This is a genomic window from Ruegeria lacuscaerulensis (genome assembly GCF_013031245.1).
Taxonomy (GTDB): Bacteria; Pseudomonadota; Alphaproteobacteria; order Rhodobacterales; family Rhodobacteraceae; genus Ruegeria; species Ruegeria lacuscaerulensis_C.
The window spans coordinates 1-14,863 of record NZ_WPZL01000052.1; the positions used below are offsets into that span (position 1 = coordinate 1).

The 14,863-nt window shown below is 55.1% G+C and carries 14 protein-coding genes and 1 pseudogene; 9 read left to right on the plus strand and 6 right to left on the minus strand.

Annotation, left to right across the window (positions count from 1 at the left end; all coding sequences use genetic code 11):
• Positions 1 to 639 (plus strand): formate/nitrite transporter family protein (locus GOX66_RS24030; RefSeq protein WP_170766224.1); only part of this gene is annotated, 639 nt, incomplete at its 5' end.
• A 103-nt stretch (positions 640 to 742) separates the two neighbouring features.
• Here GOX66_RS24030 and GOX66_RS24035 read toward each other — a convergent pair.
• Positions 743 to 1,189, minus strand: a complete 447-nt coding sequence (locus tag GOX66_RS24035; protein WP_170766226.1) for an SRPBCC family protein — start codon at positions 1,187 to 1,189, stop codon at positions 743 to 745.
• Positions 1,190 to 1,287: 98 nt separating this feature from the next.
• Here GOX66_RS24035 and GOX66_RS24040 point away from each other — a divergent pair, with 98 nt between their 5' ends.
• On the plus strand, positions 1,288 to 1,980 hold the full coding sequence (locus GOX66_RS24040; protein WP_170766228.1) for a helix-turn-helix transcriptional regulator: 693 nt from the start codon (positions 1,288 to 1,290) through the stop codon (positions 1,978 to 1,980).
• Positions 1,981 to 2,551: 571 nt separating this feature from the next.
• Here GOX66_RS24040 and GOX66_RS24045 read toward each other — a convergent pair.
• Positions 2,552 to 4,429, minus strand: coding sequence for an adenylate/guanylate cyclase domain-containing protein (locus GOX66_RS24045; RefSeq protein WP_170766230.1), 1,878 nt, complete (start codon positions 4,427 to 4,429; stop codon positions 2,552 to 2,554).
• 66 nt (positions 4,430 to 4,495) lie between these two features.
• Here GOX66_RS24045 and GOX66_RS24050 point away from each other — a divergent pair.
• Positions 4,496 to 5,332: pseudogene (locus tag GOX66_RS24050) on the plus strand (IS5 family transposase).
• Between the two features lie 62 nt (positions 5,333 to 5,394).
• On the opposite strand, the gene GOX66_RS24055 reads toward GOX66_RS24050, so the two are convergent.
• Positions 5,395 to 6,000 carry a cupin domain-containing protein gene (locus GOX66_RS24055; protein ID WP_170766231.1) on the minus strand — a complete coding sequence of 202 codons (606 nt, stop codon included), beginning with the start codon at positions 5,998 to 6,000 and terminating at the stop codon, positions 5,395 to 5,397.
• Between the two features lie 114 nt (positions 6,001 to 6,114).
• Between GOX66_RS24055 and GOX66_RS24060 the strand changes: the two genes are divergently transcribed.
• Genes GOX66_RS24060 through GOX66_RS24080 form a run of 5 tightly spaced genes read left to right on the plus strand, consistent with a single transcriptional unit; the run spans position 6,115 to position 9,721 of the window.
• Positions 6,115 to 7,305: an LLM class flavin-dependent oxidoreductase gene (locus tag GOX66_RS24060; protein WP_170766232.1), complete on the plus strand. Its 1,191-nt coding sequence runs from the start codon at positions 6,115 to 6,117 to the stop codon at positions 7,303 to 7,305.
• A complete protein-coding gene (locus GOX66_RS24065; protein WP_170766233.1) occupies positions 7,298 to 7,975 on the plus strand; it encodes a glutathione S-transferase family protein in 678 nt (225 codons plus the stop codon). Before GOX66_RS24060 ends, GOX66_RS24065 begins: the two co-directional genes overlap by 8 nt.
• A complete protein-coding gene (locus GOX66_RS24070; RefSeq protein ID WP_170766234.1) occupies positions 7,972 to 8,457 on the plus strand; it encodes a flavin reductase family protein in 486 nt (161 codons plus the stop codon). Before GOX66_RS24065 ends, GOX66_RS24070 begins: the two co-directional genes overlap by 4 nt.
• Entirely contained in the window at positions 8,454 to 9,350 is an 897-nt protein-coding gene (locus GOX66_RS24075; RefSeq protein ID WP_170766235.1) for an alpha/beta hydrolase, read from the plus strand. Before GOX66_RS24070 ends, GOX66_RS24075 begins: the two co-directional genes overlap by 4 nt.
• Complete coding sequence (locus tag GOX66_RS24080; protein WP_170766236.1) at positions 9,347 to 9,721, plus strand: nuclear transport factor 2 family protein; 375 nt, start codon at positions 9,347 to 9,349, stop codon at positions 9,719 to 9,721. The genes GOX66_RS24075 and GOX66_RS24080 overlap by 4 nt, the downstream gene beginning before the upstream one ends.
• Before the next feature lie 542 nt (positions 9,722 to 10,263).
• On the opposite strand, the gene GOX66_RS24085 is transcribed toward GOX66_RS24080, so the two are convergent.
• Positions 10,264 to 10,548: a DUF1127 domain-containing protein gene (locus tag GOX66_RS24085; RefSeq protein WP_170766237.1), complete on the minus strand. Its 285-nt coding sequence runs from the start codon at positions 10,546 to 10,548 to the stop codon at positions 10,264 to 10,266.
• A gap of 135 nt (positions 10,549 to 10,683) precedes the next feature.
• The gene (locus GOX66_RS24090) at positions 10,684 to 11,640 is read right to left on the minus strand and encodes a homocysteine S-methyltransferase family protein (protein WP_170766238.1); all 957 of its coding nucleotides are present in this window, start codon (positions 11,638 to 11,640) and stop codon (positions 10,684 to 10,686) included.
• Between the two features lie 166 nt (positions 11,641 to 11,806).
• Here GOX66_RS24090 and GOX66_RS24095 point away from each other — a divergent pair, with 166 nt between their 5' ends.
• Positions 11,807 to 13,360 carry a winged helix-turn-helix domain-containing tetratricopeptide repeat protein gene (locus GOX66_RS24095; protein WP_170766239.1) on the plus strand — a complete coding sequence of 518 codons (1,554 nt, stop codon included), beginning with the start codon at positions 11,807 to 11,809 and terminating at the stop codon, positions 13,358 to 13,360.
• On the opposite strand, the gene GOX66_RS24100 is transcribed toward GOX66_RS24095, so the two are convergent.
• Positions 13,335 to 14,366: a hypothetical protein gene (locus GOX66_RS24100; RefSeq protein ID WP_170766241.1), complete on the minus strand. Its 1,032-nt coding sequence runs from the start codon at positions 14,364 to 14,366 to the stop codon at positions 13,335 to 13,337. The genes GOX66_RS24095 and GOX66_RS24100 overlap by 26 nt on opposite strands.
• Positions 14,367 to 14,863 lie beyond the last annotated feature (497 nt).

A 14,863-nucleotide genomic window follows, 5' to 3' on the forward strand; every position in this document is an offset into this window, starting at 1 on the left:
AGCAGTGGACGACTTTTGCTCCGCCCCGTGGCCGACTTTCTCACCGCCGTTGACACCCTTGGTCTTATCCTAGTGATCGCAGGTGGTGCAGAATTATTCACCGGCAATGTTTTGATGGTGATCGCAGCGGTCGACCACAAGATACCGCTGCGACTGCTGTTTCGAAGCTGGGGCATCGTCTACGCCGGAAACTTCGCGGGCGCCATCGGGCTTGCATTGGCCTTCTCTCTGACCGGCATGCTCGAGGGGCCGATGGGTAGCACCGCCGTGGGGATAGCCGATGCCAAGGCGGAGTTGGAACCGATGGAGGCTTTCGCCCGCGGCGCATTGTGTAACGGGCTGGTATGCCTTGCCGTATGGCTGTCCTTCGCCGCCCGCAGCGTCGCCGGCAAAGTTCTGGCCGTCTTGTGGCCCGTCACTGCTTTTGTGTTGCTGGGGCTCGAGCATTCGATTGCGAACATGTATTTCTTCCCACAGGGATGGGCAGCGGGGGCAACTGTGCCGGTTTTCTCAGCGGCGACCAATCCATTGTGGGTTACTCTGGGCAACATTGTCGGCGGGGCGGGAGGAGTCGCCTTGGCTTATTGGTTTGCTTATCTTGGCGCTGCCATTCTCTGCGCCATGGGTAGCGACCAGTGACAGCCCGAAGTGGACATTCAAAACCAAGCTTTGTAAATTCCGGTATGCGCAACAGAGCAGTCATTCGTCTCCAATAGAGAAATGACTGCTTTTTTGATTTTGCTCATGTAGCGCGAACCTTCTCTGACAGACCTTGAAGGTTTGCATCAATGATCTTTCCCATCATGATTTTCATCATGGTTTGCCCCATCAGCCATCCAATCGGCCCGTATTTCACGCGATAATCGAAGGTCCAAGTTACCTTTGATTGGCCACCTGTCGGGGTGATGCGGATTTCGGAATTGGCTTCGTGCAGTGGCATCGCAGCCATGTCAGACAGCTTGACCGTGTAGCCGCTACCCGGCTTCCAAATTGTCACCTCTTCAACCACAGACGTACCATTCACAAAGTGGTTGCGGCGCTTTGAGCCCAGACCAACTTCGCCGTCCGTCAGAGCATCGACCGACGTGATCTGCGGCGCGAACTCATCGATATGCATGTATTGGCTCAGCACCGCCCACACGGCTTCTGGGGCTGCGTCGATAGTCAGGTTGCGTTCATGGTGGATCATTTTCGGCTCCGTTTGTTTGCGTTTTTCGATTTCTGAGCCTGTCCTAGAACTTCCCTCCTCTCACCGTTATGACAGCAGTGTGAGAGGAGATCCTAAAAATGCGTCGCACTGAACGCCTGTTCCAGATTATCCAAATACTGCGGTCTATCCGGTCGCCGATCACAGGACGGGAGTTGGCAGATGAATTGGAGATATCCCTTAGCACGCTTTATCGCGATATGGCGGAGCTTCATGCCCAACGCATCCCCATCACGGGCGAAGCGGGGATCGGTTACGTGCTTGACGATGGCTATGACATGCCGCCCCTGATGCTCACGGCAGATGAACTGGAGGCTGCGGCCCTTGGTGCCGCATGGGTGGCCTCTGAGGCAGACCCCTCGCTCGCTCGGGCTGCGCGTGATCTTGTGTCAAAGCTCTCCTCGGCCATCCCGAAAGAGCTTCGTCCTGTCGTGCTGGACGGAAGCACAAAGCCCATCCAAACGCGCGCTAAGGTGTCCGAACGTTTCGACAGCGCCCTGCTGCGTCACGCCATTCGAGAGCGCTACAGGCTGCAACTCATCTACACTGACCGCAACGGCAATACGACAGACCGGATTGTCTGGCCACTGCTGATCGCGTTTCTGGATCGCACTCGATACCTGGTCGGATGGTGCGAAACCAAAGACGATTACCGGCATTTCAAGACCGAAAGGGTCGAGGAGCTGAAAGTGTTGGGCCAGAAGTACCCAGGCCGCCGGGCTGCATTGCTCAAAGGGTGGGAAGACGCGACCGCTAGGCGCATGGAAAGCTGACGTCGGAGCAACCGCAACATCTTTTCGATTGCCCCACCTCGCTCAGGTGTGGAACGGCCCTTGTTACCCCACATTCGCCATGTGGCAGGCCTGCGAGGTTTCGCAGGCATTTCTAAAGAGCAACCCTATTTACCTCTCCCAGACTTGGGACAGCGACAGCACCACGGCCATTTGTCTGAATGCTGAATTCTTGAAAGGTTCTTATTCGGGTGGCGAGGGTCCCCACGGTTTCCCAAATTTAGGGGCACTAACGGTAAAGGTAGCGATTTTCGCGCTAGGTGCAGGCCATTTGCCCGTTTTTCGGTCCAAAAAAACTCTTTTCTAATATGCGGGTGCAATCCCATTGCATCCCTGGCTTTCGCCGAGAAGCAGGTAGCAAACGGAAATCAAAATCGTTCTGGTCTTGGTGCGGGCGCAGGCTCTTGCCGAGCCACGGCCAGAATTATTTTGATTGAAGAGCGCGAGGCGGCAGCCTTAGCTGTTGGAGCGCGCAAACATAGCCAGTTTCAGCTCACATTATGTAACAACGCGAGCTGCTGTAACGATATATCTGTGCGCGCAGCTCGAGCTCTTATTCCGGTAGGCCCGCCGATTTCAAAAGATCTATCCGGCGTTGCCGTTCGGCCGGGTCAGTGGTTTGCTTGTGCCAGAACTCGTGTTTGGAGATGCTGTAGTTCGGAAATACTCGAAGCACCTCCCTCGCCGCTTCTCTGGCTGCTTCTATATCGTTGGCTTCGAGATGCATCACTGTACGATATCGGTAACAGGAAACGTATTCAGGCGCCAGTTCGAGACAATGCCCGAATGCCTCGTCGGCTTCGTCAAAGCGGTTTAAGCTGGTTAAAACGATTCCGCGAATACTGTAATAGTACGGGGGTGGCAGTGGATTGAGACGAAATGCGCGTTGCGTCAGCTTCAACGCTTCCTCGGTACGAGATGATTCAGAGGTATAGTACGCCAGAATTATCAGATTGTCGGCATTTCCAGGGTACAGTTCGACAGCAATTTCCGCTTGTTGAGAGGCCTTTCCGAAATCTTCTTCGTACAAGGCAATCTCGGCTAACAACATATGTGGATCCCCGAAATCGGGGTCGGCAGCGATGGCCCTGTTCGTGGCATCCAGGGACTTTTGTTTGTAGCTTTCGATATCATCGGTCATGCCAAGCCACACGTGAGACCAGTAAAGCCATCCGAGTTCTACCCAGGCAGCGGCAAAACCCGGATCTCGGGTCAAGGCTTCCTCGATCAATGGCAGTGCGCTAACAACATCCTGCTCACTGAAAGTTAATCTCAATGCGCGGCCCTGCAGGTAGAGATCATACGCCCGTGTATCCTTTGTTTGACCACGCCAGCGACGGGCCTGCTCGCCCTCGGATAGTTTGACGTCCAGAGTCTCGACGATCTTGCTTGTCAGTTCATCCTGAACCGCAAATATATCGCCATTGGGTCGATCCCAGCGCTCGGCCCAGAGATGATTACCTGAAACCGCGTCAATCAACTGTGCGTTTACCCTCAACCGATCGCCTGCCTTACGTACACTACCTTCAATCAGAAATCGAACTCCCAGTTTTTCGCCGATTTCCCGCACATCGAGTTGCTTTCCTTTGAAAGCGAAGCTCGAGTTGCGGGCGATGACGGTGAGCCCGCGCAGCTTGGACAGATCGGTAATCAGATCCTCGCTCAGGCCATTGGCGAAATAGTCCTGGGCAGAATCGTCCGAGAGGTTGTCAAAAGGCAGCACGGCGATCACCGGTGCGTCCGCAACCGACGGCTCCTTCCCGCCCCCACCGCCGGCTAGTCCCGGCAGCCACCACCAAGCGCCGCCGACGCCAAGGGCGAGGAGCAGCACCAGCGTGGCGGCGATCAGCACCCAGCGCGGCGGGCGGCGGTGCTCGGCTGAGACTGCTGGGGCGCCGTCTTTGCTCGATAAGACCTGAAAAACACGCACCGGACGGGCGATATTCTTGACTTCGCGCTCGCCGAGGTCGCTGAAGCGGAACGACAGCTTGTCGCGAATCTGTTCGTATACGTTCTGGCTCACGCAGATGCCGCCGGGTTCGGCCAAGCCTTCAAGGCGCGAGGCGATATTGACACCGTCACCGTAGATATCGTCGTCTTCGATGATGATATCGCCGACATTGATGCCGATGCGAAGCTGCAGGCGCTCGCCATCGTCACTGTCGAGCGTCCGTTCGGCCACGTGTCTTTGGATCGAAACGGCGCAGCTGACGGCGGCGACAACCGAAGGGAATTCGACCAAAAACCCGTCACCCATCAACTTGACCAGACGACCGCTATGCTCGGCCAGCAAAGGTTCAATCAACTCAGTTTGGAGGCGCCGCAGCCGGGTCAGCGTACCCGTTTCATCCTCCCCCATCAACCGGCTGTAGCCCACTACATCAGCGGCAAGAATAGCCGCGAGCCGTCGCTGTACAGCATTGTCCGACATTGAAATCTCCTCCGCTTATGGCAATGATTTCACACCTAGGGTCAGGATGCATTGATTTTCAAAGCGCTGCATGATTCACGGTTCGAAAAACGGAGCGGTGATAGGAGCGACCTTTTCTGGCTGACTGACGAGCAGATGGCCAAACTTTCCCCTTTCTTCCCGCGGTCGCATGGCAAGCCACGGGTTGATGACAAGAGGGTGCTGAGCGGGATTATCTTCATCAATCGCAATGGATTGCGGTGGCGTGACGCTCCCAAAGAGTACGGACCTCACAGTTGAAGGGGACCGTGGCCCCAGTGGGGCCGCGTAAGCCCCGGAAACGCTTTATAGCCGGTGGAAGCGTTGGAGTGAGAAAGGTATCTTCGCTCGGATGATGGTCGGCTTGACAGCCGAGCACGGCGAGGAAAAGACCGTGATGATCAACGCGACCTATCTGAAAGCACATCGTACCGCGACCAGCATGGCCGCGAAAAAGGGGGGCGTGGCCGCCTGATTGGCCGAACCAAGGGCGGCATGAATACCAAACTGCATGCTATCTGTGACAGCCAAGGGCGACCGATCAGCCTTTTTGTCACCGCTGGCCAAGTCAGTGACTACATCGGTGCGCGAGCGCTACTGAGCAGTATTCCAGCTGTCGACTGGCTGCTCGGGGATCGCGGCTATGATGCGGACTGGTTCCGAGACGCGTTGAAAGACAAAGGAATAAGCGCCTGCATTCCAGATCGAAAGCAACGCAAGACAACCGTGAAGTATGACAAGCGCCGATACAAACGGCGCAACCGTATTGAGATCATGTTTGGTAGGCTCAAGGACTGGAGGCGTGTAGCGACACGTTATGATCGCTGTCCCAAAGTCTTCCTCTCCGCAATCGCACTCGCAGCAACCGTCATCTATTGGTCATGAATCTTGACCCTAGTGCGCCATACACAAAAGCAGTTCTTGCATTAGCAATAGCAGGCCAACCGTCACCACGTGATACGGATCGGCGACATCGCCCAGATCATTGTTGCCTCTTTCTCTGTCTTGTTGCGAAAGCGATGCGCGATCATGGATGGGTAGGAAAAGCTGTCTCCTTCGCGCAATGAAATGATCTCGTCCCCGAGACGTAGCTCAACTTCACCGCTTAGAACTATGGCGTGTTGTTCACCTTCAAAGGAATAGCCTTCCAGTGGCTCGGGCGGTTCTCCTGCGCCGGGGCGGAACCGTGATAGGATCAAATAGCAGTGGCCGGACAATGTGCTGGAAAGTAATTCGTCCTCAAAGCCCAATTCATCTGTTGAGCGCGTGTACATCGCAGACAGCGCCCGGCGGTTCTCGCGTCGCACGACGTGTTTTCGCTCAAGCGGACCGTTGCCTTCCTGTTTGGGAAAGAACCAATTGGGGTCAACTGCAAGCGCATCGCTGATTTCGCCAAGCAGGTCGTCCGACACCTTGGCCGCCCCAAGCTCAATCCGGCTGAGATAGGCTTTGGAACACGACACCACCTCGGACAGGTGCTGCAAGGTCAGTCCACGCGCTTTGCGCACTTCGCGAATTTCACTGCCGAGCCTTTGGGCGTCGGTCTGGGACACGTCACTTTTCATGACTTCAGAATAAATGATTTTAGTTGACTTTTCGAGCGCAAATCAACTTAGTTGAAAAGAAGAGGGAAAATCAACTGATTTTCCACCGACAGGGAGAATGTTATGCGCTTTGATTTGATTGCGAATTTTAGCCCCGGCGAGACGATTCCATGGACGCGCACGCTGGAGATGATCCTCGAACAGTGCTCGTTGGCTGAAGAGGCGGGTTTCACAACTGCATGGTTCACCGAGCATCATTTTGCCCATAACGGTTACATGAATGCGCCGCCCAACCCGATCCAAATGTGCACCCATGTCGCGGCGCAGTGTAAGAAACTGCGCGTTGGAACGGCCCCCATCGTCCTGCCCGACTGGCACCCATTGCGCGTAGCAGAAGATGCCGCGATGATTGATAACATGACCAAAGGCCGGTTCGATTTCGGTGTGGCCAAGGGCATCAATGAGCGTTCGACCATCCAGTTCAACAAGGATGCGGATCGGCGCGACAACGCCAAGGTGATGCGACTCTATCAAGAAAGCCTCGAGATCATTCTGAAGGCCTGGACCAACGAGACCTTTACGCATCACGGCGAGTTCTATCAGTTCCCGGTCCCCGGCTGGAAAGAGACCAATCGTTTCTTTGATCCGCTGGATGCGCGCTATCACGACGAGGATGGCGAATACAAAGCAATGTATGTCCATCCACGCCCCTATTCTAACCCTCATCCACCGGTCTGGCTGATGTCGAATGCACCGCCCACATTCAAACTGGCCGGAGAGCGCGGTTGGGGTGTGATCTCGATGGCGGCTGGCCCCAAGGCGACGCTGGCCTGTTGGGAGCCTTACCGCCAGGCCCTGTCGCAACGCGAAGGGCGCGAGGTGAAGCTTGGCGAGGGCGTCGGTGTCTGCACGGCTTTTTATATCGGTGAAAGCATGGAAGAAGCGGTGAACACAATTCGTGGTCCGATCAATGCCTATTACGAATTCCTCGGCGGGTCGCGTCCCAAGGGAGAATGGACCAAGCACGGCTATCTGGATGTCGGCGAAGAAATGACCCCTGAAGATGAGGACATGGACTGGTTCGACTTCCTCAACAAACGCGGGATCATCGTGGTGGGCGACGCTGAATATGTCGCGGATCGGTTTGCAGAGCGGCAGGAAACCATCGGGCTCGATCACCTCATGCTTATGCAGCAATACACCGGTGTGCCTTACGAGAAAATTCTGGCCAGCTGGCATCGTCTGTTTGAGCATGTCGTTCCCAAGTTCGGCACGCAGTCCATCGGTCAGAAAAGGATGCTGGAGCATGCTTGAGATTTGGGGGCGCCCGTATTCATCGAATGTCATTCCGGTGATCTGGACAGCGAATGAGCTGGGGTTGGACTACACGCTGCAACTTGCCGGGGGCAGCTTTGGCAAGCTCGACACCGAGATGTATGCGCAGATCAATCCCAACAGGATGATCCCCGCGATCCGCGATGGGGATTTTGCGCTGTGGGAAAGCCTCGCCATCGTGCGCTATCTCTGTGACCGGTACGGGGCAGGAACGCTCAGCCCTGCCGACATTCAGACCCGCGCGGTTGCGGATCAGTGGATGGAGTGGTCGGCAAGCCGCGCCTTTGGGCCGGTCATTTACCTGTTCTTCGCTACGGTGCGCACCCAACCCGACCAGCGTGACCCGGAAAAGATCGCCAAGCTGCGCGATGAAGCCCATGACGCCCTGACCCTTTTGGACCATCACCTTGAGGACAAAGCCTATGTCTGCGGCGACAGCTTTACCATGGCGGATATTCCCTTGGGGTGTGTGGCCTATCGCTATTTCAACGTCGAGGTCGACCGCCCGCCCTTGCCGAATGTCAAGGCCTGGTATCAGCGGCTGGCGGAACGTCCCGCGTATCAGGATCACGTCATGCGTTCTTTCGGGACTAACCCCGACGAATGGGCTGCGCTGGAAAAAGCCTGTGCCAACGAAGGGGTTCTATGATGGACGTCCGGGACTATCGCCACGCCCTTGGCGCCTTTCCGACGGGTGTTACCATCGTCGCCACCTATGACGTGGACGGTGAACCCTGGGGCCTGACCGCCAATTCGTTCACCTCGGTCTCGTTAGAGCCACCTGTGATTTCGGTTTGTATTGCAAAGTCAGGACGGGTCTTCCCAACGCTGTCGCAATCGGATCATTTTGCGGTCAATATCCTGTCGGCCGAGCAGGAAGACCTTGCTATGCACTTTGCAAGCGATGTCGAAAACCGGTTTACCGACACCGATTGGATTCCTGGAACCGCGACGCCCTTGATCCCCGGTGCCTCGGCACAATTGGAATGCGTGGTGCATAGCTGGGTCGACGCAGACGATCACGAGATCCTTCTGGGCCGTGTTATCAACTACACCCATGTGCCCGTTCCCCCACTTGTCTTTTGCCGCGGTGCGTTCTTCTCTGCGTCCCAACCCAAGGCTTTGTCATGAGCGATCATCTGACCTATCACACCCGCTTCAGCCCTGATGAGTTCGACGCGCAATATAATCTGCGGGCCGGACGGCCGGATTATGAAGTCACCGTCATTCCCGCCTGGAGTCGCGACAGCGAGGCTGCGCGCGCCTCTTCCGATTGCAGCATCGATATCAGTTATGGGGAAGGCGAGAAACAAAAGCTGGATGTCTACCGTTGCCAGAACGCGGAGGCGCCGACGCTGGTTTATGTGCACGGCGGCTATTGGCAGCGCGGCGACAAGTCGATCTACAGCTTCATTGCACCGCCCTTTGTCGCGGCGGGTGTCAATGTTGTTGTGATAGGCTATGATCTGTGCCCGTCGGCGACCATCACTCGTATTTCTGAAGAAATCCGCGAAGCGATTGCATTTATTTGGCGCAATGCGCGCGATTTGGGTATTAATCCAGACCGTATCACTGTGATGGGCCACTCGGCTGGAGGTCATATCACCCAAATGATGATGGCGACCGACTGGCCTGCTTTTGGCGACGATCTTCCTGCGGACCTGATCAAATCCGGCATCCCTGTTTCTCCGCTCAGCTACCTTGAACCGGTGCGTCTGACAGAAGCACTCAATGCCGGTATCCGGATGACCCCGGAAGAGGCCGAAGCGGAAAGCCCGATGACCAACCACCCACCGATCACGAATGCGCCGCAGCTGGTCGTCGTCGGTGGCTCAGAAACCGACGAATTCCACCGGCAAGCTCGGATGTATGTCGAAAAATTTGGGACCGCAGACCGCAAGGTCGGCCTCTACATCGTCCCGTACGTCGATCACTTTGATGAATTGAACGTGCTTGTCGACCCGGCAAGCCCGTTCTTCAAACACACTTGCGATATGCTTCATGGAAAAGGACCGCAATCATGACCGCTTTGACCCGAGCCCTCGTCGACGCTGTCGGCGACGCGTTTAACGCCAACGACATCGATGCAGTGATGAAGCGTTTCGCAGACGACGCCACATTTGATCACGCCATTGGCCCCGAAGAGCACGGCGTGCGTCTGGAAGGCACCGAAACGATCCGCGGTGCATTTTCTGCGCTGTTCGAAAAAGTCGAAAACGTCCATTGGGAAACCCTGGACTGCGCGATCTCGGGCAACAAAGCCTACTGCGAATACCGCCGCACCGCGACGCATAAGGATGGCACAAAAGAAGAGTTCCTGAGCGTCGACATCCTGACCTACCGTGATGGGCTGATTGTCCATAAGGACACCTATTACAAGCAACGAACAAGTTGATCTGTTTACCCCTGCTGCGGCCAGACATTCGGCAGTTTTGTTGGAGGGCCGCGTCGTTGCCTGGGCAAGCCCAATCACAGACGGGATTCGCGCAATTCTCAATCAACAAGGGCGATACTGTCGTAGCCAGCACAAACAATGTGCGGTTTGAGCCCGTTCATGTGTCGCGCCGCATTAGTTGTTTCGGATTCTGAACCGACTTCGAAGGCCGTGGAACAACATTGCAACCAGCAACCCAGACTAATGTCAGTCCGGCCCATTGCCGACATTAAGCACGGTCGTCTGATGCTGCGGTTGCAGTCCGCATTTCGGCCATTCGCGACACCTACTTGATTACGGTACAGGTGGCTGTTCAGGCAGCGGACTAAGCTGTCGATAGGGTCTTACAGTATTGCCAACAATTGGACCAAAGTAAGTAATACATGCGAGCATCGGAGTTCTCTAGCCATGGTACTTGAATGTTGGTGTGCTCAGAATTTTTGAGCACACCTTGACGCTATGGGGTAAGCGTTCCCTTTAAGACTCGTTCAAAGCCTAAAAGGTCAAAAACTCCAACTTTTATCACGTCCATAACGCAAATCCTTGTGGAAGAGTTCCGGGTTCAGGCCAATGTCTTTCAGCATTCGTTCATCAAGCTGAGACACATGCCGGAGATCCCGCCTAAAGCGATATTCACGAATTACGGCGCCTCGCAAACGTGAAAACAGCTTGGCGAAAACCTCAGCAAATGAGACGCTACTCTTTCCCCTTTTATTTGGCGCCTTGGCGCCAATCGGTTGAAACGCCACGCTGGGCGGGACAGAAAAAGAACTACGTTCGGTTGTCATAATAATCTCCTATGTTCGGCGTGATCGCCCCGAATTTTCCCGAACCGCTGAGCCGGGCTGCTTTGCGGCTACTTGAGCCTATTGCGATGACAGTCTGCATTTCACGGTCCGGGGTTATGTGATTTAAGTCGTCGGTCAGACGGTTACAGTGATCGGTTGCAGGGTTGCCTTGCAAACATGCTCAACATGACGATGATCGGTGCCACAGCACCCGCCGATGACGCTCAGATTGGGCAGAATTTTTGCAAGCTCCTGATGAAGCTCACCGAATTCCTGCGGGTTCCCGTCATCCAACTCTTCAGCTTCGTCCAACTCGGCATGGGACAGGCGCGACGCGTTGGCCCGCACTCCCATGATCCGCTTCGTCCAATCGCCGCCCTGCTCTATGACAGAACGGAAGTGATCGGGATGCGCGCAGTTGATCATGAAGTACGCCGCCGCACCTTTTGTGGTGGCGTCGACCTGCTCTATGGCAGAGCGCAATTCCTGACCCGAAGGCAACCGGCCGTCGGTCTCGACGGTGAACGAAATCACCACTGGAATATCAGCGGCCTGTGCGGCGCGCACAATGCCGATCGCTTCTTCGACATAGGTCATGGTGATGGCCGAAACCATGTCTGCACCCATCTCGGTGAACCAGCCCACCTGTGTCTGGTGATAGGTTTCAGCATCGGTCGCGCTCATTATTTCTGTCGGGGCGTAACCGTCGCTGTGTGGCCCGATTACTCCGTTGATCACAAAGGGTGACTCTGGGGTTTCGTGCTCGTCCCGCATCTTGACCAGCGTTGCGATAACTTCGCGATGAACCTCTTTGAGTTCCTCACGGTCAACTCCGAGTTCAGCCGCCCAACGGGGGCTTGCACGCCAAGTCGGAGTGTCCATTATGAACCCACGGCGATAGTTTACAGCCAGCCGGGCGAACCCGCGCATGTATCTGTCTATGGCGTCGATACCCTCCTGGCTTTCCAGCGCTTTAAATGCCGCAAACAGAGGCAGATCGATCCCGTCGTGAAAGACCAAGGTGGTTTCAAGGCCGCCATCAGCCACCATCTGGGTGCCGCTCAACTGCGGTAGCGAATTACGATATTTCATTACTATTCTCCTGTTTCCAGGCCCCAAAGCAGGCCGTTAAGGATGAAACAGGAATAGCGGCGGCACGGATTCGAACCTCGAGCCGCATCTGAGCTTTTCCTGAGAAAGTATGAGGGCTAGGCTTGTTTCAAACGAGAATTGTTTCAAACATGATCGGTTCCGGGCCATGAAATATGCGTTCAATGATTGTACGATTGATACCGATCTCTTTCAGATATCGCGGGGCGAGGCCTGCAATAGTCTTACCCCGCAGACCCTGCAAATTCTTGAATACCTCATTGCCAACCGAGACCGAGTGGTTCTGAAGGACGAGTTGGTCGAGCAGGTCTGGCAAGGCCGGTTCATCACTGACGCCACTTTGTCGACCGCGATGAAAGAAGCTCGCCAAGCAGTTGGCGACACAGGTCGGGACCAACACACAATCAAGACGATACATGGCACAGGGTTTCGCTTTGTCGCCGATATCGATATGCCCGTCACCAAAAGTCAAAACACACCGACACCCGACGGCATTGTGCTTGCGGTACTTCCGTTCAAAAGTCTCGGTACAAACTCCGACGATGGATTTCTGGCCGAAGGTTTGACCGAAGACACGATTACCAATCTGTCCCGATTTCGCGAACTTACCCTGCTCTCACATCGCACAACCGTCCAGTTGGCAACTGACAAGGCTTCAAACTCGGAAATGTCAGACCGATATGCGGTCACTCATGTTGTCGAGGGCAGTGTTCGAAGGTCCCAAAACCAATTGCGGGTGACCGTGCAAGTAACCGAGGCCAGCAACGGTACCTTGGTTGCGACCGAGCAATTCGATCGTGGCAGCGGACCAGAAGAACTGTTTGATATTCAAGAAGACATTGCCGCCCTCATTGCCGGTCGCCTTGGTAGTCGCCACGGCCTTGTGGCAAAAAACATTGCTCGGTCCCTGCCCGACGGACGCACCCAGTCCTGGGACACTTATTTCCTCGTTGCGCAGTTTTATGAGTATTACCGGTCCTACGATCATTCCATACATGCGGACATTCGGGACAGGTTAAAGCACGCGCTCGAAACGGACTCTCAATCTTCGGATGGGTGGGCGGCTTATGCCATGCTGCTGCTGGAAGAGTACCGCTATCACGTCAACCAGCGCCCCGATATCGACGCTTTGGCGCTCTCGGCAGAAGCTGCGCGTAAGGCCGTGGAATGCGACGGCCTGAATGCCTTTGCGCAAATGACACTGGCGCTGACCATCTTCTATCAGATGGATATTGCGGGGTTTCGGGTCGCCGCCGAGCGTGCGCTTGAGTTGAATTCCGGCCATTGCGATGTTCTGGCCGAGATTGGGTCCTGCCATCTGTTCCTGGGCGAATATGATCGCGCGGTCGAATTGTTGGATCGGGCGATTGACCTGAGCCCAGTCCACCCCGGATGGTATCACTATGCGCGATGCTGGCTATACGCGTCGCAAGGCTTCACCGAGGCCGCTTTGGTAGAGATTGAGAAGTTTCCCATGCCCGATTTCTTTTGGTATCAGGCGCACCTTGCCTGGCTCCACGGTGAATTGGGCAATACTGAAAAAGCCCGCGCGGCGGCTGCGATCATGCGCGAGATGTTTCCGATCTTCGAGGACGTCGTCTATGAAGAACTCGCAATGACCGGTATCACTCCGGAGCGCGGTGAAATGGCTATCCAAGGATGGCGCAAGGCGGGGCTCAATATTCCGGAATATCCGTCTTAGGCCGCAGACGCGTCATAGCAGGTACAGCAATTAAGCCCGAGAGGACGACAGCGGCGGCCAATGCCGTGTAACCTCCCACAGCAATCGCAAGGCTCCCGATCACGCCACCTAATGCAAAACAAAGAAGGTAGCGTGCCATGCCTGCCGCTGGAGTATCCGTCCGATCAAGGTAGAGCGGGAAGAACAGGAAAAGTCCGAATGCGTTTAACAGTATAGTCATGCCAACCAAAAACTCGGTTTTAGACAAATAGGTAAGCCCGCCCGCAAATGCCGCGAGCAACAGGCCTATTATCTTGGCGCGCAGGCCCAATCGATTGGGCACGATACCAGCAAGGCAGGACCCCAAGCCGGACAGCAACAAGCTAGCGGCCAACCAAGCGCTGAGACTGCCAAGATCTTGCTCCGCCGAAAATACTTCGAGAAAGGCCCAATAGGCACCCATACAGATGAAAAAGGGCAGCAAGCTAATGTCCCGCTTCCAGTCGAAATGCCCGTTATTGCGATAATTTTGCGCAGGCATTTTCCGAAACAACAGGATTATCTGTATCGCCGAAAGAAGGGCCAAAAATGTCAGTAGAGACCACTCGGCTACGTGAACTACAACCAACAGAATGAACGAAGCGGCACACCCGATCGCCATCCCGATGCCAATAGTTCGCAGTACCTTTGCCTCTGTGAAACTGCGCGACAGGGGCAAAGCCAAAACAACGCCAAACGCCAAACCAACACCGCCTGCCCCGACAAACAAAACCGCGGTTGAAATACCCTGTACCGTCGCAGCACCGGTAATGCCGCTGAACGCAACGATCCCGGCTCCACGCAGCAAAGCCTTATTTCGCGTGTCGGCCCCAATCGCACATCCGACCGCGGAGCACAGCATGACGACGCTTGCCAACAGGCCAACCGCCACGTCGGAAATCCCGCTTTTTTCGGCCAGTTCAGCCAGCCAAATTGGCATCGTATTTAGAACGGTAACGGCCAAGGCGATTATGAATAAACGTGTCAATCAACCAACCCCGCCAAGTCAGATCCTGTTCTTTTTCGATGTTTGCTCACCCTAAACATTTGGTCAATGTTACCGAAGATGAGCTTTTGCGCTCGCTTGAGGGCTTTAAGAGTTTTCAGCGAAATTTCTCTAAACAAACCTTGGTATCTAGGGGCTAGACAGTCAGAAAATCCTCAGTTTCAAAAGTACAACTTGAGTCCTGCGGATTACAATCCGCTCGCCTTCGTTGACGGAGATCAAATACTGTTCAATCTCGTGTTTGGTCTGCGTGCTAAAGGGATCGACTTTGAGTGTTTCCACAAATGTATATCTTCTAGAAAAGAACTTTAGTCGATCAGGCTATCGAGGACAATTTTGTCGGCTGAGCTTCGCAGCTCCGATACGGCAAACTTGTCACAATTTCCATCAGTAATGAGCCCTCACTACGCTCATCGGCCCAAACCGGATGAGGTGGGTGGCTCCTGCTCCACCGGCATCGAATGTGCCAAAGTGCAGTT

What these genes read in the sequence shown, in the direction of transcription:
- GOX66_RS24035 (WP_170766226.1), bottom strand. Translation starts at nt 1,189, where the DNA reads ATGATCCACCATGAACGCAACCTGACTATCGACGCAGCCCCAGAAGCC.
- GOX66_RS24040 (WP_170766228.1), top strand. Translation starts at nt 1,288, where the DNA reads ATGCGTCGCACTGAACGCCTGTTCCAGATTATCCAAATACTGCGGTCT.
- GOX66_RS24045 (WP_170766230.1), bottom strand. Translation starts at nt 4,429, where the DNA reads ATGTCGGACAATGCTGTACAGCGACGGCTCGCGGCTATTCTTGCCGCT.
- GOX66_RS24060 (WP_170766232.1), top strand. Translation starts at nt 6,115, where the DNA reads ATGCGCTTTGATTTGATTGCGAATTTTAGCCCCGGCGAGACGATTCCA.
- GOX66_RS24065 (WP_170766233.1), top strand. Translation starts at nt 7,298, where the DNA reads ATGCTTGAGATTTGGGGGCGCCCGTATTCATCGAATGTCATTCCGGTG.
- GOX66_RS24070 (WP_170766234.1), top strand. Translation starts at nt 7,972, where the DNA reads ATGATGGACGTCCGGGACTATCGCCACGCCCTTGGCGCCTTTCCGACG.
- GOX66_RS24075 (WP_170766235.1), top strand. Translation starts at nt 8,454, where the DNA reads ATGAGCGATCATCTGACCTATCACACCCGCTTCAGCCCTGATGAGTTC.
- GOX66_RS24080 (WP_170766236.1), top strand. Translation starts at nt 9,347, where the DNA reads ATGACCGCTTTGACCCGAGCCCTCGTCGACGCTGTCGGCGACGCGTTT.
- GOX66_RS24085 (WP_170766237.1), bottom strand. Translation starts at nt 10,548, where the DNA reads ATGACAACCGAACGTAGTTCTTTTTCTGTCCCGCCCAGCGTGGCGTTT.
- GOX66_RS24090 (WP_170766238.1), bottom strand. Translation starts at nt 11,640, where the DNA reads ATGAAATATCGTAATTCGCTACCGCAGTTGAGCGGCACCCAGATGGTG.
- GOX66_RS24095 (WP_170766239.1), top strand. Translation starts at nt 11,807, where the DNA reads ATGAAATATGCGTTCAATGATTGTACGATTGATACCGATCTCTTTCAG.